This window comes from Streptomyces sp. NPDC087901, assembly GCF_044742205.1.
Taxonomy (GTDB): domain Bacteria; phylum Actinomycetota; class Actinomycetes; order Streptomycetales; family Streptomycetaceae; genus Streptomyces.
Genome location: NZ_JBIUUC010000003.1, coordinates 776076 through 794337, shown reverse-complemented (window position 1 = coordinate 794337; position 18262 = coordinate 776076). Strand labels below are relative to the sequence as shown.

Below are 18262 nucleotides of genomic sequence, written 5' to 3'. Positions count from 1 at the left end.
TCCGATGTGCTGCCAGTTGTCGGGGGTGCCGAGGTAGCGGTACAGATCGCCGGTGCTCGGGTTCGTGGCGACGAGTCCCCAGGCGCCGGCGTAGAGCTGGCCCGCGGGGCCGCCGATCCTGGTCCAGGTGGTCCCCGAGTCGTCGTACCGGTACACGGCGTTCCTGGTCGGAGTGAGTCCGTAGACGGTGTCGGTGGCGACGGCGAACGAGGCGCCGGGGCTTCCGATGTGCTGCCAGTTGTCGGGGGTGCCGAGGTAGCGGTACAGATCGCCGGTGCTCGGGTTCGTGGCGACGAGTCCCCAGGCGCCGGCGTAGAGCCGGTCCGCGGGGCCGCCGATCCTGGTCCAGGTGGTTCCCGAGCCGTCGTACCGGTACACGGCATCCCTGCTCGGAGTCAGTGCGCAGATGCTCTTGGTCACTTTCGTCCGGGCCCGGATCACCTGACGGCATATCTGGCAGAACGGGATGCTCAACTCCCGCATCTTACAATTGTGTTCGGGCCGGAAGGCGGCGCAGTGGTAGTAGTGCGCGCCCTCGAAGCAGCCGACCGTCCCGGCGGGAGCCACGCTCGGCCGTAGATCCACCGACGCGCAGTCCGGGTTGGACATTGTGGGCAGGGCCGTGGTCTGGGCGACCGCCCAGCCCCATTCCAGGGTGGCGCGGTCGGTGTTCAGCGTGACGTTCGGCTCGGCCGGCTCACCGGCCGGGTGCTGGTCGTGCCCGGTCTCGCTGCCGCCGGCGTAGTACGCGTACTCGTCAGCCAGTCCGTACGCCGTGTGGCCGAGTTCGTGAATGGCGATCTCGGTCGCCCCGCCCGCGAGGGAGTACGTGCCGACGGAGCCGCCGCTCCCGCCGTAGACCGTGGAGTTCACCACGACGATCGCGACAGAGAACTCCGGAACCTGAGCGGCGGCTGTCTGGAGCACCGTCGTGTTGTTGCAGACCAGCAGCCGTCTGATGCCGTTCGCGCCGAACGTTGAGTCGAAGTACGTGCGGGCCGTCGCCCCGGTGCCGCCGGAACCGGCCGGATCGTCGGCGCCCGAGTCGGTGGACGTGACGTTGATCCGCCAGATGTTGATGGCCCGCCCGATCCTGTCGTACGGCGCGGTGGTGGTCAGGGCGCTGACGAAGTCGGTGCAGGCGGTGTCGAAAGCCGTCTGCTGAGCGACGGTGAAGCCGTCACCGAGCAGCACGATGGTGAACGCCCGGTTGCGGGGCACTGTGCCGTGTATCTGGGTGTGGCCCTGGACGGAGCCGTCGGAAGTGGTCATCACGGTCCCCTATCGCTCGAGCCGGAAGGTGGCGAGGTCGACGTCGCGCGCCGGTCCGGCAGGCGGCGGAGCCGGAGCACCTTCGGGCGGTGGCTCGACTCCCGGAGGCGCGACGCGGACCACGGCGACCTCGGCGGCCTCGGCCGGTGCGGGAACGACGACGGTGAACGCGCCGCGCGCCTCCACGTCGACCCGGGTGATGGGCTCCGCGTGGTTCTCCGGGAAGACCTCGGCGCTCTCCCGGAAGGCCCCACGTGCGGGGACGCGGGCAAGGCGCTGCCCGCCGTCGTCCCGTGTTTCCACGAAGTCGCCGGGACGTGCCTCGGCGCCGGTGTCGACGCCGCTGATGGTCATGTCGACCGGCTGTTGGGAGACGAGACGCACCGAATCGCCCTCGTACTCGAAGATGAGGCGCATTGCCGGGGCGTGGGGAACTTGCTGCGGGTTGGTCATGACGAGGCCCTCTCGAAGGGTGTGACGTCGGACATCTCCGCACGCCATGAGTCCCGCAAGGCCGATGTGCGCGCGGCGAACAGATCGCGGCCGGTACGGCAGGGGCCGGGGACCGAAGTTGTTCCGTCCCGTCCGGCAATGCTTCACGTAACGGGCGCTCGGCCGACCCGAGAGGAGCGCCGGCGCGGCGCGGGGCGGTACGAGTTGCCCCGGCTCCAGGTACGAGTTGCCCCGGCCGCATCAGGGACCGGGAGAGAACTGCGGGCCCCGGAAGGAACGTTTGCTGACCGAGCTCACCCAATTCTATTTCTGATCGGATACGCGCGCTCGTCGGCACGATGGCCGGGCAAGGGGCGGTGGGTGCCGGATGCCCACGCCGGATGGTCCACTCGGCATCACGTTCCTGCACGGGGCCGGAGCCCGGTCCGCATCCCACGGCATCACCCGGATCGAGCGCATCGGCAGTGACAACGGCGCTTGCTACCGCGCAGGGCGTGTTCGGCCGGGCTCTTCCGGACGCCGAGGGCTCTCAGCACTCCGAGGGCTCTCAGCACTCCGTGCGGCGGGGCCGTCCCATCGCCTGCTCCTGACGCCTGCGCGTGGGGACTTCGACCGAACGGGGGCGATCGTGAGGAGCGGGCCGATGTCCTGTGCCATCAGCCACGTTGATGTGAGCCCTGGACAGGCAGAACTCACTGCGCCCCCGCCCACGGCCCCAGCTTCTCCGGATTGCGGACCACCCAGATCCGGGTGATGCGACCGTCGGCGATCTCGAACGAGGCCACGGTCATGACGGCGCCGGCCCGCTGGGCCACCAGGCCCGGCACACCGTTGACCGACCGCTCCAGGAGTTCGAGCCCGGGGGCCCTGTCGGCGATGGCGACCATGTACTGGGCGATGAGTGCCCCGCCCTCGATCGGGCGCAGCGCGGTGCCGACCAGGCCGCCGCCGTCGGCGGTCATCACGGCGGCCGGGTCGAGGAGGTCGACGAGTGCTGCGACGTTCTTGGTCTCCCACGCCTCTTTGACGTGCCGCACCGCCTCGGCCTGAACCGACGTCGCCACCGGGGCATGCGCCACGCGTACCCGCCGACGGGCGGAGGCCGCGAGCTGCTTGCACGCCGCGGAGGTCCGGCCGAGGACATCGGCGATCTCGGCGAAGGGGTAACGGAACACGTCGTGCAGGACGAACGCCACCCGCTCGGCGGGCGTCATCGACTCCAGTACGACGAGGAAGGCCATGGTCACCGATTCGTCCAGGACCATCTGGTCGGCGGGGTCGGAGTGGTCGGTGCCGCGGCCGTGGTGCCACTCGGTGCGGTCGGGCAGCGGCTCCGGCAACCACGCGCCGACATAGCGTTCACGCCGGGCCCGCGCCGAGCCGAGCACGTCCAGACAGATGCGACCGGTCACCGTCGACAGCCAGGCGCCCGGGGACACGATCTCGGCCTGTCGGCTTCCCGGCAGCGCGTACCAGCGCGCGTAGGCCTCCTGCACGGCGTCCTCGGCCTCGGACAGTGAACCCAGCAACCTGTAGGCGACATTGAGCAGTTGGCGCCGCTCGCCGGTTATGTCATCGGCGCTCGTTCCCGCCGCCCCGGCAGTCCCTGATGCCCCCGCCGACCCTGCTGTCCCTGACGCCCCCGTAGCCCCCATGCTTCCGAACGCCCCCTCGCCTTACCTTTCGCGGGCCCGCGTCGTCGGGCTGGTAAGACCCTATCGATCTACTGCCCCCCGGGCGGAAAAGGGGACCGTGGCATGGCAACCCAGGCAACGGCGACACAGCGCCGCTTCTCATTCCTGCAGATCGCGATCGCCCTGCAGACCCTGACCATCTTCCTTCAGGCGATCTCCGCCGGACTGCTGCTGACCTCGTCGTACGGGGAGACGTTGCACAGCGCCGGAGCCCGCGTCATGTACGGGGCCTCGATGCTGTACGTGCTCGCGGCGGTGCTGGCATGGAAGCCGGGAGGCGGCTCGCCCCGGCCCATCTGGTACGCGTCCGGCTTCCTCGTCCTCGCCTCGGTCCAGGTCGTGCTCGGCATCGCACACGTACCGTCGGTCCATCTCCCGCTGGGTGTCCTGATGTTCGGCCTGAGCCTGCTGGCACTGGCCCGGCGCTGAAGCCCGGGACGGGCGCGTCGGTGCGTGGGCTCCCGCCGGGGCGAGGTTCAGGCGGTTCAGGTGGGCCTGTCCGGCGGATCGTTCCGGACAGGCCCTGTGCCCCGAGGGCGGATCAGCGCTTGAGCGTGAAGGTGAAGTCGCCCGAGAGCCTGCCGCTCAGCCGCACAGCCGAGACGAGCTTGCCCTCCTTGATCAGCCTCTCGACCCCGGCCCGCGAAAGCCCGCAGCCTTCAGCGATCAGCCGCGCCGGCCTGACCGGGATCTGCGCCCCGAAACGGACCGCTATGTCGATCACCTCGCGATCCAGGTGATCCGTTCCGCCGGTGTCGAGGCGCCAGGCGTCGTCCCAGTCGAGAGCGATGTGATTCCGCCGTCGTACGGCCGGATCCTGGAGCAGCTCGGCGGCCAGGCCGGGGTCGTTGTCATGCATCCGGTCCAGCAACTCCGGTCGTACGGAGCGCACATGCGTCCGCTCCAGGATCGTGAGCTTGGTGGTTTCCCCGCATGAGGTGCAGAGGGCGAGGAGCCAGGCGTCGAGCAGCTTGTGGTTCGCGTTGACGCGGAATTTGCCGTTCGCCCGGAAGCTCTCGGACGCGCACGTATGGCAACGGCGGATGACGAGTGGCAGGCAAGTGGGTATGACAAACCAGTTGTTGAGCACAGAGGTACACCGGTTTCAGGTGAGAAGTCCGCAGCAAGAAGCAGCGCGTCGCGCAGGCGCGACGTGCGACAGGTCAGCAGTGGGGAGGTCTCACGCGGTGTACAACGGAACGCCCTTCCGTGGACGACATGGCTCGGCAGCACGATAGGGGCGCGCAGCCGTGCTGTTCCACCGGTTTTGCGCGCCTCGCCCGCCGGACCGTCGGCGACCGTGTGCCCCTGGGAGATCGGGGTGGCATTGAGCCGAACGGATGATCGAAGGCGTCGGCGTTGCGTGGCCCTTCGGCCTGGAAGCGGCTCCGACCGAGGATGAGGCGGTTGCGGGGGAAACCAAAAATGGACGACTGCGGTGGGGTGCGGTGTACAGGTGAGTCATGAAGTGAGTCGTCCGGAAACTCCGGGAGTTGGCGTCCTGGCGGAGTTGCGCGACGCGATCTCGACGCGGGCCGTGCTTGTCATGCTGGGTGTGCTTCTGCTCCAACTCGGATTTGCCCTTTCCTACATGGGCGCCTTTCACGCGCCGAAGCCTCACCGGATTCCGATGGTGGTCGTCGCGCCGGAGCCGGTGCAGAAGGAGCTGGTGGCCAGGCTCAACGCGTTGGAGGGCGACCCATTGCACGTCAGTGCGGTCGCGGACGTGGCTCAGGCCAGGGCCCGGCTCCTTGACCGACGGGCGGACGCCGCCCTCGTCGTCGCCGCGGTAGGACGCACCGACGCTCTGCTCGTCGCCTCGGCGGGCGGGCCTTCGGCGGGGGACGCCGCCACGAAGGTCTTGCAGGTGGTGGACACCGCCCAGGGCCGCAAGATCGTCGTGCGGGACATCCGGCCGCCCGCGGCGGGCGACTCGCGGGGCCTCTCGTCCTTCTACCTGGTCCTCAGCTGGACGATCGGCGGCTACCTCGCCGCATCGGCCCTGAACATGGCGGCCGGTTCCAAGCGGCCCACCCTCCGCCGTGTCCTCGTACGGCTGGCGGCCATGGTGCCTTACGCCTTCGTCTCCGGCATCGGGGGCGCGATCATCGTCGGACCCGTGCTGAACTGCCTGCCGGGCGCCTTCTGGGAGCTCGTCGGCATCGGCACACTGGTGGTGTTCGCCTCAGGAGCCGTGGGTGTGGCCCTGCAGTCGCTGGCGGGCACGATCGGTCTGGGCCTGACCATTCTCATCTTCACCATTCTCGGCAACCCCAGCTCGGGCGGGGTGTACCCGGCCTCGTTGCTGCCGCCGTTCTGGCGCGCGATCGGACAGGCTCTCCCGCCCGGGGCCGGCACGACCGTGGTGCGCAACACCGTCAACTTCGACGGGAACGCCACCACCGGCGCCCTGTGGATCCTTGGTGCGTGGGCCTTCGCGGGACTAGCCGTAGCCATCCTGTCCGCCGCCCTGCATGGCCGGCGGCGGCCCGTACGCGCCGAGGCCGCCGAAACCACGGCCTGACGGTGGAAGAGCACGGCGGGCATGGTTCGGGTGGCATTCCCCCGGCCATGCCGCCGTGTCCACAGAGTTCGGGCCCCCCGCTGAGCGGGGCCGCCCCTTCCCCCAGAAGCCGGACTGCTGCGCGCTGCGGCCATGAACGGGGCCTCGGGTATCTCAAGGCGGGCGTTCACCTCGGTACGGCCGAGACATCAGGAAGCGCTCGCGGACGCGGGAAGGCCACCGGCGCGGGTACGGACCAGAGGCGCGAGGCCCGCCATGAGGAGGACGGCGGCGAGCGGGAGCAGGTCGAGGTTGACCGCGATGACGACGAAGGCGGCGAAGACCAGTACGGGACTCCACACGGGGAGCCGTGCGGGGCGCGACGCGACCAGCATGGTCAGCAGCGTCAGGATGCCGAGCTGGAAGGCCAGGGGACCCGCGATCTCCAGCGGTTCGGGCAGCGGGGCGGCGTCGTCGAAGCGGGGGAACAGGTCGCCCAGGATCACCCAGAGGAAACACCCGGCGCCGAACACCCCGGCGACCATCGCCGCACCGGCCGCCGCCGCTCTTCGCGCCGTCCGGACGGGGACCAGGGTGCGCAGCTCCACGACAAGGGCGCCGAGCAGGAGGAAGGCGGCGAAGAAGAAGGTGTGCCCGATGTTCCAGGCAAGTCCGGGACCGCGGTCGCCTTCCCTGCCGTCGATGAGGCGGAACACGCCGTAGAGGAGCAGGAACAGCGGAACGAGCAGGGCGGACAGGCGAGTTGAGCGCGTTGTCTCGGTCATGCGGCCACGGTCCCGGAGGGGCGGCTTGCGGGCTATCGGGACGATCCCCGATGCCGCCCGGAGGTATGGCCCTGAGACATCCCTGACACCTGGCGGCGTGACCCGCCGGTGGAAGCGCGGGTGGCCGTCAGCCGCTCATCGAGGAGGCCGGACCTGTCCTCCTCGACGAGCGGCAGCCCGGCCGACAGCGCCTACCGTCTGCTGTCGGCCGGGCCGCCCGGTCTCACTTCAGGTGCCGGGTGAAGAACTGACCCGCGGCGTCCCCGGCGAACTGCGGGACGCCGGTGTGACCGCCCATGTTGGCGTTCAGGGACTTCTCCTCGGAGCCGAAGGCGTCGAACAGGTCCAGGGCCGTCTGCCGGTCGTTGCCCTCGTCGTCCCACTGCAGCAGGACGTGCAGCGGAATGGTGACCCGGCGGGCCTCCTCGAACATGACGCGAGGCACGAGACTCCCGGCGAACAGAACGGCGGCCGAGATGCGCGGTTCGACCACCGCCAGCCGGACACCGATGGACATCACGCCCCCCGAGTACCCGACCGGGCCGCCGATCTCAGGCATCGCAAGGAGGACGTCCAGGGCGGCCTGCCATTCCGGGACCACCTTGTCGACCAGCGGGAGGACGAGCGCGTCGACGATCTCGTCGCCGACCGGTTCACCGGCCTCCATCGCCCGGCGCATGTCGGCGCGGGCCTGCTCGACGGCGGGCCAACGGGGCCGGTCACCGCTCCCGGGGAGCTCGATGGTGGCCGAGGCGAAGCCGTCCGCCGCTGCGTTCCGGGCCCGGTCCACCAGCCGGGGGTACATCCTGCGCAGCCCGAGGGGAGGGTGGCCCAGCAGGATCAGCGGCGCCGGAGCGGATGCGGATGCGGACGCGGGCGTCCACAGGAGGCCGGGGATCTCGCCGAGGGTGAATTCGCGTTCGAGGACGCCGTCGTCGAGGCGTTGCTCGGAAGTGACATGCATGGTCGTGCCTTTCGGGAGTGCTCAGAGACGGCGCTCCCGGGCGACCTATCGCCCGACCATGACTCCAGAGGGGAGCACCCATGTCGATACTGCGTTCACGGGTACCACCTCCTCGTTCTCTCGCACGGCCTCGGGGAGATTAGCAGTGGCCACTGTGCTCCGCCAACGGGTTTTTGCGGGGGCTCCATTCCGCCCGCGTGGAGTTCGAACCATGTCCGCTCCACCCGCCCCGCTGCGTGGCACTTCACCCGGAAGCCAGACTCCTGCGCGCTGCGGCCATGAACGCGGCCTTATGGGTCTCAAGGTGCTCGTTCACCTCGGTGTCGCCGATGTCCCGCCACACTGCCTGGTTGAGGGCACGCCCGTAGGCGCGGACGAGTTCGTGCAGCCGCTCGTCGCACATCAGCATCACATTGCCCGATGCGGTCCACAGTGCGGTCATGACGGGTCCGGTGCTGGTCATCCAGCCGTTCTCGTCGTCACCCCACGGCTCAGGACGCCTGTATGCGACCCGCTCGGCCTCCTGCGCTTTCGCGACGAACTCCTTGAGTACCTGGAGCTGTTCCGCCCGGCGGCTCTCCGCTGTGGCCACCGCCAGCCTCTGTCGCTCGGTGCGCTCGGCCGACCGCTGAGTGGCACGCTGGGCAAAGGCGGTCAGCCCGCCGCCGAGCAGGACACCGACGAGCGACAGAACGGGTGCCCAGATCTCACCGGTCATTGCGAACCGCCTCCAAGATCGCCTTCGTGAGCATGGACATGCTACGTAGCGCGGGGCGGTCCGGAGGGCGGTCGTCAGAAGATCCCGAAGAAGCGATCCGACCAGGTGGGCCTCTCAACATAGAGGAGACTCGGCCCGTCGTACGCGGTCTCCAGCAGTTCTTCGGAAACCACCGAGTAGCCGAGCTCGACCAACGCTCGATCGACCTTGGCGAGATCGCCGTCGTCCAACTCACCCTCGTTTCGCGCATCCTGCGTTCCGAGGAACGCGCCCGGGTTGTCGGCACAGATCAGTGCCAGTGAGCCGAACTTGCTGATGCAGACAACGATGCGTGTCCCACAGACGGTCGAGTCGGCGGGCACGGTCACCCGGCCGTATTCGCTGGAGTCCTGACCGTCCTGGTCGGACATGCACCGAACGGAGAAGTCGCTTTCGAGGCGGCTCACGAGACTGCCGAACAGCGCGGCGGCCTCCGTGCGGTTGTAGCCCTTCGGCCACTCGATCCACTCCGGGTCGTCGAGCGCGCGCAGCAGTGACACCGAAGCCCTGCTGTTCTGCGTCTCCGTCATGCGCTCATCCGTTCGTGCTGGTCACTTCCGGGAAGGGAATGCCTCGTCGAGCGTCGGGACCGAGAGGTGGCCGGACGTCATCGCGTCCAGGACGTCGTCCACCCGGAGGTAGCGGCCCTGCTGGATCGCCGGCGTGATCCTGCCGATCGTGCCGGCCTCCCTGAGGTGGAACACGGTCCATCGGCCCGGGAACGTGTCCGTGTCCAGGGGTTTCCCGTCACGGAGGATCTGCCGCGTCTGCGAGCCGGCGCTGCGGGTCCCGTCGATCTCCTGGTTGATGGTTTCCACCGCGTCGACCCCGAAGACCGTTCCTCCGCCGCCTCGTTGATACATCACAAGCATCCGGGGGCGGGCAAGGGCCACGTGCTTGCTGTCGAGCGGGCAGATGTACGCGCGGTGCGTGGAGAGGTCGAGCATGGCCTGCTCGTTCGCCGGCACGATCACCGCGTGGTTGTGCAGAGAGCGGAACCAGCCGATCGCGACTTCCTCGTTCCACACGAGCTTGTTGCGATTGCGGAACGCGGGATCTGCGACCAGGCCTCTGTACGCCATCAGCTCGATGCTGCGCGGCGGGCGTCCCACCAGGGCTCCGAAGTCGGCCCGGGTGATGACCTCGGGCAGTTCGTCGAACCAGGTCGTCATCGCGCTATACCACCGTGTGCTTGAGGAAGGCCGTCCAGGCGGAGGGGGAGAGGGTGAGGGCGGGGACGGTGAGGTCCTTGGAGTCGCGGACGTGGATGGCGTGGGGGCGGGTGGCCACCTCTACGCAGTTGCCGCCCTCCTCACTGCTGTGGCTGCTTTTGAACCACTGGAGGTCAGTGCTCATAGTCCTTCTGCTGTCTGTTCAATCAGTTTCCGTGACTCTTCTGGTCTGAGAGCCTGGGTCCGCAGAATGCCATATCTGGCGAACAGGGTTCCCAGATGGTCCTGTTCGCTGACAAGGAAGTTCCGGCGCTGGACCTCCAGGTACGCCAGCCGCCGCCGGTCATCCGTCTCCAGCAGGACGAAGGGCCCGCTCAGTCCCGCGTGGGTCTCCCGCTGAGGTGGCATGACCTGAATGTGCACGTGGCGCAGCCGACTGACCTCAAGAATGTGGTGGAGCTGCGCTCGGTGTACGTCCCGTCCGCCGATCGGGCGAGTGAGTGGGCTAAGTTCCAAGACGAAGCTGATGTCCGGCATCGGTTTGCGGGTCAGCATGTGCTGTCGTGCGAGACGGCCTGCGACTAATCCCTCGATCTCGTCGTCATCAAGGGGTGGGCAGGATCCGCTGAAGACGGCGCGCGCGTGCTCCTCGGTCTGCAGCAGTCCGGGCACGACGTTGGACTCGTACTCGTATCGTGCCCTGGCCATGGCTTCCTCTTCAGCGAACGGGCCGAACCAGGAAGCCACGCGGCTGGACGTCAATTTCTCACCCGCGGTGATCAGAGCACCGTTGGCACCGAGCGCGGCGTCGGCCTGTGGAGTGAAGCCCCCTTTCGGCGGGCGGTCCCCCCGCTCCACCATCGCCACCTGCGACTTTGAGAAGCCGATCTTCTGCCCCAACCCCTCCTGGGACAGCCCGGCCCGTTCGCGGTAGTGCCGCAACAACGCCCCGAACATCTCGGCGTTGCCGCCCCCGTTATTACTGGTGTGCACAGCCTGACCCCCAAGTGCACAACAGTGCACAGACGCCTTGTGTCCCTGGTCACGGTACGTGCGAGTGCCGACGCTTTCCGTATGGATCAGAAAAGTTCACCGGACCTGATGCCCTCCTGGATCCCCGCGACGGGCCACGCGCTCCGTCACGCCGGGATCCACTTCGACGCCGTGCGGATCATCGGCATCCTGGGCGAGCAAGTGGCGTACGAGGTAATGCAGTTCACGGATTTCCAGGCCGGGCCCATCGTCCGCTCGCGGATCGGCGAGCGGAGCATGTACTTCCTGCTGCCGCCCGGGAGCGCCCGTGACTACCGATGGCCCGTCGGGGCCGAGGCGTTGGTGCGGGAGGGGGCGGCCTTCGTCGGGGTGCCCGCCGTGCATGGGCTGACGTACCCGCTGGACTGGCGTTCTCTGCCGACCGCTCAAGTCCCGTTCGTGGATGCGGAACTGCTGTTCGAGCTGCTGCGGGAGGTGGTCGACGACGAGATTCGTGCTGTACGGTGATCGCGTCGTTACGCTCCGTGCGCTTCTGCGCATGGGGCGGCCCCCGGCGGTGTTACCAGCACCGTATGCCGAGGGCCTTCACCCCACGATGGATCAGAGGTCCACCGAGAATGCTTTGCCATGCTATCTCGCCGTCCTACGGCTTCGTGAAGGCCGCGCACGACATCGTGCGGCATCCGAAGCTCACCAGTGACGCGAAGATTCTCATCACCTACGTGCAGGGTCTCCCCGAGAAGTGGTCCGGTAGGCCTCTCGGTGAGCACGCCAAGAGGCTCGGCATCAAAGGGCGCGCCTACCAGAAGGCGAAGGGCCTACTCAAGGAGCACGGGTTCGTCCACGAGTGGCGGCGCCAGGACGACGGCGGGCTCTGGGTGACCGATCAGCTCCTGTCCAATGTTCCGCTCGCGGACCACGAGGCCCGGCGCATCCATGACAAAAGAGCTGAATCACCGCAGGTGGGCCCGAGTGATCACTATCCGACGGTCGGTCAACCGAGGACTCGGTCGGTCGGTGGTTACCTACCTAAAGGTGAAGAACCGGAGAAGAACTCCTCCCACCCACCCGCCGAGGATCCGAAGCCTGCGGACGAAACCGTGGAGCCCGATCCCACGGACCCGCAAGTCATTGAGGCCGAGGGCGTGTTGCTCTCCCTCGCACGCGTCGACGGCCAGTTGCGTCTCGGGGCTCGTGAGGCCCGGCGTCTGGCCGGGACGGCCGCCGAATGGCTGCGGCGCGGGGTCGACGCGGCCGGGCTGCGGCTCGCGCTCAGCAGGGGGCTGCCCGAGGACGGGGTGCGGTTCCCCTTCGGATTCCTGGGCAAGCGGCTCGAAATCATGATGCCGTCGCCGGTACGTGTGGAGGAGCCCGCTCCCGTCCCCGCCGCCGTCAGGGAGTTCATCGCCTGCGAGGCGCAGGAGGAGGGTGCCGAACACGTCTTCCGGCCCAGAGGGGCCGAGACCGTGTGCCGGCCGTGCTCGCAGCAGGCCGCCTGGGAGGCGCACACGGTCAAGTGGGACCCGCCGCCCCTGGACGACGACTTCGAGGAGCCCGAGCCACTGCCCTGGCGGGAGCGGGTCGCGGCCCTGCAAGCGGTGGATACGGCTGCGGCCGAGTGAGGCGTACGGCTGTTCGCCGTGTGGCGGTAGCACCGTCCGCGCCGTGGAACGAGCAGAGTGGGCGTGGGGGCCTGGACGGACCGAGGAGGACCGATGACGGATGCCGTGATGGAGCTGTGGAGCGGAGCGCGGGCGGCGCGGGACCCTGTGTGGGTGCGCGCGCAACTCATGTCGGCCGGGCGGACTTTGTTCGCCGTGTACGGCTATGCCCGTACGACCGTCGAAGATCTGTGCGCCTCGGCGCACGTGGAAGTGCGTGATTTCTACCGCGAGTTCGAGTCGCGCGAGGCCCTGCTCGTCGATCTGTACGACGAGGTGGCGGCGCGGGGCATGCGAGCGTCCGAGGTGGAGTTGTCCGCCGAGGGCATGGAGACCTGCCCGACCGAGGAACGGGTCCGCAGGCTCTTCGACGCCTATGTGCAGGCCGTCACGCGGGACCCGCGAGAGTCGAGGGTGGCGTTCGTCGAGGTGCTCGGGGTCAGCAGGGAGATGGACGCCCACCTCACGATGTGGCGGTCGGTGTGGATCGAGTTCCTGACCCAGGAGGCCGAGCGCGCCAGGGGGCGGGGCCACTGCGTCGACGGCAACCTCGCTGTGGTGGTGAAGGTGCTGACGCGGTCCGTCGACGAGCTCCTCGCCCACCACGGCCGTCGTCCACGCCAGGTGCCGCCCGCCTGGCTGACCAGCGAGTTCACCCGGCTCTCCATGGCCATGATCGGACCGGTGGGCGGGTCTTCGGCCGCCTCCGGTTGACAACACCGCTTGCCGGGTCGGCAAATGGAGTCATGGGAGCAGATGAGGTCGGAACAGAGGGCAGTGCGATGGGGGACGACGAGCTGTCGTCCGTCCTGACCGGCGTCGGGCCACGGCTTCGCGCGCTGCGCACCGAGCGCGGGACGACGCTGGCGCAGCTGAGCGAGACGACGGGGATCTCGCTCAGCACGCTGTCCCGGCTGGAGTCCGGCGGCCGCAAGCCCACCCTGGAGCTGCTGCTCCCGCTGGCGAAGGCGTACGGGGTGCAGCTGGACGAGCTGGTCGGCGCTCCGGAGACGGGGGATCCGCGGGTCACCTTCCGGCCCTTCAAGCGGCACGGCATGACGTTCGTGCCGCTGACCCGGCACCTCAGCGGGGTGAACGCGTACAAGCAGGTCATGCCGGGTGCGACGGGCACGGAGGGGCCGGTCGAGCAGCGGGTGCACGAGGGGTACGAGTGGCTGTACGTGCTCTCGGGGCGGCTGCGGCTGGTGCTGGGGGATCACGACCTGGTGCTGACGGCGGGGGAGGTGGCCGAGTTCGACACGCATACCCCGCACTGGTGGGGGGCGGCCGGGCCGGAGCCGGTGGAGTTCCTCAGCCTGTTCGGACCGCAGGGGGAGCGGATGCACGTACGGGCGAAGCCGACGGGGAAGTGACGAGAAGGGAGCGGGGGCGCGGGTTCCTCTCGCCGTCTTCGCCGGGTCGGGGGCCCGTCCTCACGTCATCGTGACGACGACCTTGCCGGCCTTCGCCCGGCCCCTCTCGACGTACTCCAGGGCCTCCCGGGTCTGGTCGAACGGGAAGACCCGGTCGACGACCGGACGGATCTTCCCGGCCTCGATGAGGGGCGTGAGCTCGCGCAACTGGTCGCCGCTCGCCTTCATGAACAGGAACGAGTACGTGACGCGGCGGTGCTTGGCGCGACGGCGGGTCCGGAAGCTCAGCGCGCTCATGACGAGCCGGAGAACCGCGTTCAGGCCCAGCTCGCGGGCGAAGGCCGCGTCGGGAGGGCCTGCGACGCTGACGACCCTCCCGCCGGGCTTGAGTACCCGCAGGGACTTCTCGAGCGTCTCGCCGCCGAGGGTGTCCAGGACGACGTCGTAGTCCTTCAGGACGGTCTCGAAGTCCTGCCGCTTGTAGTCGACGACGACGTCCGCGCCGAGCTCCTTGACCAGTTCGACCTTGGCCGTGCTCGCGGTGGCGGCCACGTGTGCGCCCAGCTGCTCGGCCAGCTGTACGGCGATGGTGCCGAGGCCGCCGGCGCCGGCGTGGATCAGGACCTTCTGGCCCGGCCGCACCTGTGCCCGCTCGACCAGCGCCTGCCACGCGGTCAGGGCGACGAGGGGGAGGGACGCGGCCTCCGTCATGGTGAGGTTGGCCGGTTTGACCGCCACGTCGTTCTGGTGGACGGCGATGAGTTCGGCGAACGTGCCGATGCGGTTCTTGTCGGGCCGTGCGTAGACCTCGTCGCCCACCGTGAACCGCGTGACGGCCGCGCCCGTCCGGACGACCACCCCGGCGAGGTCGTTGCCCAGGACGAGCGGGAGACGGTACGGGAGGAACGCCTTGAAGGCCCCGTCGCGGAGTCTGAGGTCGAGCGGGTTGACGCTCGCCGCGTGGATCCGGACCAGGACGTCGTCGGGGCCCACCCGGGGGTCGGGCATCTCGCCGGCGTGCACTGCGGCCTGGTCGCCGTAGCGCTCGATCATGAAGGTCTTCATCGTCGTCTCCGTCACCCGCCCGCGAGGGGGCCGGGGTCTTCGTCCGTTCTGGGCTTCTCCCGGGACGGATCACTCTGTGGTGTGTGCTTCGGTTTCCGGCAGCACCGCGCCGGTGCGGGAGTGCGACCGGTGCGGCGGTGGTGTCTCAGGCGGCAGCCGGTGAAGCGGCCAGGTTCTGCTTGACGTACCGGGTGGTCTCGTCGGCGAGGATCTCGGTCAGGCCCGCCTCGATGCCGTGCAGGGCCTGGGCGGCGACATCGGCGGGGGCCGTCTTCTGGTCGGCGGGGACGCTCGCGGCCATGTCGGTGTCCATGTATGCGACGTGCAGCGCGGAGACGGTGATGCCGCGGGGTGCCAGCTCCTCCCGGGCGGCATTGGTCTGCGCCCATGCCGCGGCCTTGGCCGCCGCGTAGGAACCGAGGCCGGCGGGGTGCAGCCAGGACAGGACGGACAGGACGTTGAGTACGGTCCCGCCTCCGTTGCCCTCGATGACGGGGGCGAACGCCCGCGTCACGGCGAGCGGGCCGAAGAAGTTCGTCTCCATCTCCAGGTGCACCGCGTCCAGGCCACCCGCGATCAGTGGCGTGGCGGTGGAGATGCCCGCGTTGTTCACCAGCAGCGTCGCGTCGGACGCGGTGCGGGCCGCAGCCCGGATCGACTCCTCGTCCGTCACGTCCAGCCGCAGGGGGATGACGCCCGGCAGGTCCACCGTCTCGGGTCGGCGGGCTGCCGCGTACACCTTGGCGCCGCGCTCCACGAGCTGGGCGGCCAGATGCCGGCCCAGCCCCCGGTTGGCACCGGTGACGACCGCGACCGTGTTCTTCAGTTCCATGACTACTCCCTGCTCCATGACTACTCCCTGCGTCACGGGCGACGGATGGCCGCTGCCGTGGCGGAATTAGATGATGATGACAATCTAAAGCACAGTCTAGAATAGATTGCAACCAACATCCAATGGGAGGTGGCTCGCTCATGGGCCGCGTATCGCAGGCGCAAGCCGAGGAGAACCGCCGCCGGGTCGTGGAAACCGCCTCCCGGCTGTTCCGGGAGCAGGGCACCCACACCAGCGTCGCCGACCTCATGAAGGCGTCCGGTCTGACGCACGGCGGCTTCTACAAGCAGTTCGCCTCCAAGGAGGCGCTCATCGACGAAGCCACTGCACAGGCCTTCGACGAACTCGCCCGGCACCACAAGGACGGGATCGAGCAGCACGCGGGACAGCGCGACGCCGCTCAGCGGGCGCTGATCGACACCTACCTCTCCGCGGAGCACCGCGACGGTGCGGCGCAGGGGTGCCCCGTCGCCGCGCTGGCCACCGACATGGCACGTGAGCACGGGGACGGTGAGGCGCGCCGCGTGTACACCGAGGGCGTGAGGGACTTCGCCGCGATTCTCGCCACGGACGACCGGGACGGCATCACCCGGCTGAGCACGATGGTCGGGGCACTCCTCCTGGCCCGGGCGACCGAGGGTTCCCCGCTCTCCGAGGAGATCCTCACCGCCGCGCGCGAGGCGCTGACGGTATCCGGCTGAGCGGGGAAACGGCCGGTCAGGGGGCTGAGGCCGACGGGCGACGGGAGAGCGGCCGGGGGGCTCGCACCATGGGCGGTGACGGTGGCGGTGGCACCGCAGGTGGCAGTGGGCGGGATGCCGGCGGTACTGGTGATCAGGGGACGCTTGCTGCCCGTCCTGCCCCAGAACTACCGCGAGGCAACCTATCCACGAACCGAACGCTCACTGAGACAGAAGCGACCGGTCCGTCGACCGGTACGCCCCGCCCACCCCCCACGCCTGCTGCATCGCGTCGGCGTAGGCGGCCGCGAGTCTGTGTTCGCCGGACGGGCCGGGGTGTGTGCCGTCGTACGTGTCCGTGTGGATGTCGTAGCCGGACGGGTGCGAGGCCAGGAGGATCGGGGACGTCGGGGTGTCGAGGTCGGCCACGGCCTTGGCGAGGAGTTCGTTGAAGCGGGCACACTCGGCGGCGAAGGGGGCGTCGGACTCGGCCCGGATGTTCGGTATGACGGGGAGCAGCACGCATCTGATGTGCGGGTTCGCCGTGCGGGCGGCGGCCAGGAACGCGCGGGCGTTCAGGGCGGTCTGCTCGCTGTCCGTGTAGAAGCCGAGGTCTATCAGGCCGAGGGAGACGAGCAGGACGTCCGCCCGGTGCTCGGCGACCGTGTCCGCGATCACCGGGGCCATGTGGAGCCAGCCCTCGCCCCAGCCGGCCAGGTGGCGGCGGGCGTCGGCGGGGAAGTCCTCGGCGGCGTAGGCGTACGAGACGGGCGTGCCCGTGTCGGTGTCGTGCAGCTCGGTGCGCGGGCCGACGATCGCGTACGGACCGTCGAAGGTCGCGTCGAGGTGCTGCCACATGCGGTAGCGCCATGTGAAGTCTCCGGCGCGTCCGATGGTCATGGAATCGCCGACACACATGAAACGCATGGCGCCATCATGGCGGATCATGGCTCCGGCCTGCGACGTGACGATGGACACTTGTGCCATGCGTTCGTACCGACTGACCGTTTCCGCCACCGTTGCCGCACTGCTGTCCCTCGCGGCGGCGGCCCCTGCCCTGGCCGACGACGGGGAGGCCGACCGGAGCTTCACGATCGAGGACCCGCGCATCACCGAGTCCAGCGGGCTGGCCGCCAGTCGCGCCCACCCGGGGATCTACTGGACGCACAACGACAGCGACGACGGGCCGTACGTCTTCGCCGTCGACTCCCGCACCGGGAAGACCGTCGCACGGATCGCGATGAAGGGTGTGGGCGCGCCCCGGGACGTGGAGGCGATCTCGATGGGGCCCGACGGGAATCTGTACGTCGGTGACATCGGCGACAACCTGAACGGCAGCTGGGACCACGTCTGGATCTACCGCTTCCCCGAGCCGAAGGAGCTCCGGGACGCGACGGTCCGGGCCACACAGTTCGACGTGAAGTACGCCGACGGTCCGCGCAACGCGGAGGCGTTGATGGTCCACCCGAAGACCGGCCGTGTGTACATCGCGTCGAAGAACGAGGACGGCGGCGGGCTGTACGAAGGGCCCGCGAAGCTCACGACCGGTGGGGACAACGTGTTCCGGCGGGTCGGGGAGGTGCCGTGGGTGACGGACGGGGCGTTCTCGCCGGACGGCAAGGAGCTGGTGCTGCGCTCGTACTTCAGCGCCCGTGGCTACCCCTTCGCGAACGGGCGGCTCGGCAAGGACTATCCGGTCGAGTCGCCTCTGCTCGGGCAGTCCGAGTCGGTGACGTACACGGCGGACGGCTCGGCGCTGATGTACGGCTCCGAAGGGGCACAGAGCGATGTCGTGCGGGTGGACCTGAAGAAGGGTGAGGGCGACGAGCCTGCCCGCGCGGGTGGCACGTCGCCGTCGGCCGCCGGTGCGGGCAGTGACGGTGGCGGTGTGCCGGTGAAGGGCACCACGCTGACCGGGGTCGCCGTGCTCGCCGGAATCGGGCTGCTGCTGTTCCTGGGCAGGCGTCGCCGGCAGGGGTGAGGGGGTCGGCGCAGGCCGGAGTTCTCAGGCGGTGCCGGTTTTCCACAGGCCGGGACGCGGGCCTGCCCGCTGCGTCA

General features: G+C 69.2%; 22 protein-coding genes. 8 read left to right on the top strand and 14 right to left on the bottom strand.

Annotated features, from left to right (window positions below; genetic code table 11):
- The 3 genes from ACIOEW_RS13300 to sigJ all read right to left on the bottom strand — a co-directional run.
- Nucleotides 1-1272 (bottom strand): M64 family metallopeptidase (locus tag ACIOEW_RS13300; RefSeq protein ID WP_401963725.1); only part of this gene is annotated, 1272 nt, incomplete at its 3' end.
- A gap of 9 nt (nucleotides 1273-1281) precedes the next feature.
- Nucleotides 1282-1725, bottom strand: coding sequence for a hypothetical protein (locus tag ACIOEW_RS13295; RefSeq protein WP_401963723.1), 444 nt, complete (start codon nucleotides 1723-1725; stop codon nucleotides 1282-1284).
- 692 nt (nucleotides 1726-2417) lie between these two features.
- A complete protein-coding gene (gene sigJ / locus ACIOEW_RS13290) occupies nucleotides 2418-3380 on the bottom strand; it encodes an RNA polymerase sigma factor SigJ (RefSeq protein ID WP_401963721.1) in 963 nt (320 codons plus the stop codon).
- A 102-nt stretch (nucleotides 3381-3482) separates the two neighbouring features.
- On the opposite strand from sigJ, the gene ACIOEW_RS13285 reads away from it, so the two are divergent.
- The gene (locus ACIOEW_RS13285) at nucleotides 3483-3848 is read left to right on the top strand and encodes a hypothetical protein (protein WP_362543854.1); all 366 of its coding nucleotides are present in this window, start codon (nucleotides 3483-3485) and stop codon (nucleotides 3846-3848) included.
- A 112-nt stretch (nucleotides 3849-3960) separates the two neighbouring features.
- On the opposite strand, the gene ACIOEW_RS13280 is transcribed toward ACIOEW_RS13285, so the two are convergent.
- On the bottom strand, nucleotides 3961-4509 hold the full coding sequence (locus tag ACIOEW_RS13280; protein WP_401963719.1) for a DUF1062 domain-containing protein: 549 nt from the start codon (nucleotides 4507-4509) through the stop codon (nucleotides 3961-3963).
- Nucleotides 4510-4929: 420 nt separating this feature from the next.
- Here ACIOEW_RS13280 and ACIOEW_RS13275 point away from each other — a divergent pair, with 420 nt between their 5' ends.
- Nucleotides 4930-5943, top strand: coding sequence for a DUF3533 domain-containing protein (locus ACIOEW_RS13275; protein WP_401963898.1), 1014 nt, complete (start codon nucleotides 4930-4932; stop codon nucleotides 5941-5943).
- 188 nt (nucleotides 5944-6131) lie between these two features.
- On the opposite strand, the gene ACIOEW_RS13270 is transcribed toward ACIOEW_RS13275, so the two are convergent.
- The 7 genes from ACIOEW_RS13270 to ACIOEW_RS13240 form a co-directional block, all read right to left on the bottom strand.
- Nucleotides 6132-6707 carry a hypothetical protein gene (locus ACIOEW_RS13270; protein ID WP_401963717.1) on the bottom strand — a complete coding sequence of 192 codons (576 nt, stop codon included), beginning with the start codon at nucleotides 6705-6707 and terminating at the stop codon, nucleotides 6132-6134.
- 223 nt (nucleotides 6708-6930) lie between these two features.
- A complete protein-coding gene (locus ACIOEW_RS13265; RefSeq protein WP_401963715.1) occupies nucleotides 6931-7671 on the bottom strand; it encodes an alpha/beta hydrolase in 741 nt (246 codons plus the stop codon).
- 244 nt (nucleotides 7672-7915) lie between these two features.
- Nucleotides 7916-8389: a hypothetical protein gene (locus ACIOEW_RS13260; protein WP_401963713.1), complete on the bottom strand. Its 474-nt coding sequence runs from the start codon at nucleotides 8387-8389 to the stop codon at nucleotides 7916-7918.
- 74 nt (nucleotides 8390-8463) lie between these two features.
- Nucleotides 8464-8958, bottom strand: a complete 495-nt coding sequence (locus ACIOEW_RS13255) for a hypothetical protein (RefSeq protein WP_401963711.1) — start codon at nucleotides 8956-8958, stop codon at nucleotides 8464-8466.
- Between the two features lie 21 nt (nucleotides 8959-8979).
- A complete protein-coding gene (locus ACIOEW_RS13250) occupies nucleotides 8980-9600 on the bottom strand; it encodes a hypothetical protein (RefSeq protein ID WP_401963709.1) in 621 nt (206 codons plus the stop codon).
- A 4-nt stretch (nucleotides 9601-9604) separates the two neighbouring features.
- Nucleotides 9605-9784 carry a DUF397 domain-containing protein gene (locus ACIOEW_RS13245; protein ID WP_401963707.1) on the bottom strand — a complete coding sequence of 60 codons (180 nt, stop codon included), beginning with the start codon at nucleotides 9782-9784 and terminating at the stop codon, nucleotides 9605-9607.
- Entirely contained in the window at nucleotides 9781-10593 is an 813-nt protein-coding gene (locus ACIOEW_RS13240; protein WP_401963705.1) for a Scr1 family TA system antitoxin-like transcriptional regulator, read from the bottom strand. Before ACIOEW_RS13240 ends, ACIOEW_RS13245 begins: the two co-directional genes overlap by 4 nt.
- Nucleotides 10594-10674: 81 nt before the next feature.
- On the opposite strand from ACIOEW_RS13240, the gene ACIOEW_RS13235 reads away from it, so the two are divergent.
- The 4 genes from ACIOEW_RS13235 (at nucleotide 10675) to ACIOEW_RS13220 (ending at nucleotide 13627) form a co-directional block, all read left to right on the top strand.
- Nucleotides 10675-11100: a hypothetical protein gene (locus tag ACIOEW_RS13235; protein WP_401963703.1), complete on the top strand. Its 426-nt coding sequence runs from the start codon at nucleotides 10675-10677 to the stop codon at nucleotides 11098-11100.
- 110 nt (nucleotides 11101-11210) lie between these two features.
- Entirely contained in the window at nucleotides 11211-12215 is a 1005-nt protein-coding gene (locus ACIOEW_RS13230; RefSeq protein ID WP_401963701.1) for a hypothetical protein, read from the top strand.
- A 93-nt stretch (nucleotides 12216-12308) separates the two neighbouring features.
- Nucleotides 12309-12968 (top strand): TetR/AcrR family transcriptional regulator, encoded by a 660-nt coding sequence (locus tag ACIOEW_RS13225; RefSeq protein ID WP_401963699.1) that lies wholly within the window; start codon nucleotides 12309-12311, stop codon nucleotides 12966-12968.
- 68 nt (nucleotides 12969-13036) lie between these two features.
- Nucleotides 13037-13627 carry a helix-turn-helix transcriptional regulator gene (locus ACIOEW_RS13220; RefSeq protein WP_362544268.1) on the top strand — a complete coding sequence of 197 codons (591 nt, stop codon included), beginning with the start codon at nucleotides 13037-13039 and terminating at the stop codon, nucleotides 13625-13627.
- A gap of 60 nt (nucleotides 13628-13687) precedes the next feature.
- On the opposite strand, the gene ACIOEW_RS13215 is transcribed toward ACIOEW_RS13220, so the two are convergent.
- Both ACIOEW_RS13215 and ACIOEW_RS13210 read right to left on the bottom strand, forming a co-directional pair.
- A complete protein-coding gene (locus ACIOEW_RS13215) occupies nucleotides 13688-14692 on the bottom strand; it encodes an NADP-dependent oxidoreductase (protein ID WP_401963697.1) in 1005 nt (334 codons plus the stop codon).
- 145 nt (nucleotides 14693-14837) lie between these two features.
- Entirely contained in the window at nucleotides 14838-15524 is a 687-nt protein-coding gene (locus tag ACIOEW_RS13210; protein ID WP_401963896.1) for an SDR family oxidoreductase, read from the bottom strand.
- A 140-nt stretch (nucleotides 15525-15664) separates the two neighbouring features.
- Between ACIOEW_RS13210 and ACIOEW_RS13205 the strand changes: the two genes are divergently transcribed.
- A complete protein-coding gene (locus ACIOEW_RS13205) occupies nucleotides 15665-16225 on the top strand; it encodes a TetR/AcrR family transcriptional regulator (RefSeq protein WP_401963695.1) in 561 nt (186 codons plus the stop codon).
- 201 nt (nucleotides 16226-16426) lie between these two features.
- On the opposite strand, the gene ACIOEW_RS13200 is transcribed toward ACIOEW_RS13205, so the two are convergent.
- A complete protein-coding gene (locus ACIOEW_RS13200) occupies nucleotides 16427-17131 on the bottom strand; it encodes a GDSL-type esterase/lipase family protein (RefSeq protein ID WP_401963693.1) in 705 nt (234 codons plus the stop codon).
- A 58-nt stretch (nucleotides 17132-17189) separates the two neighbouring features.
- Between ACIOEW_RS13200 and ACIOEW_RS13195 the strand changes: the two genes are divergently transcribed.
- The gene (locus ACIOEW_RS13195; RefSeq protein ID WP_401963691.1) at nucleotides 17190-18185 is read left to right on the top strand and encodes a WD40 repeat domain-containing protein; all 996 of its coding nucleotides are present in this window, start codon (nucleotides 17190-17192) and stop codon (nucleotides 18183-18185) included.
- The last annotated feature ends 77 nt before the right edge of the window (nucleotides 18186-18262 follow it).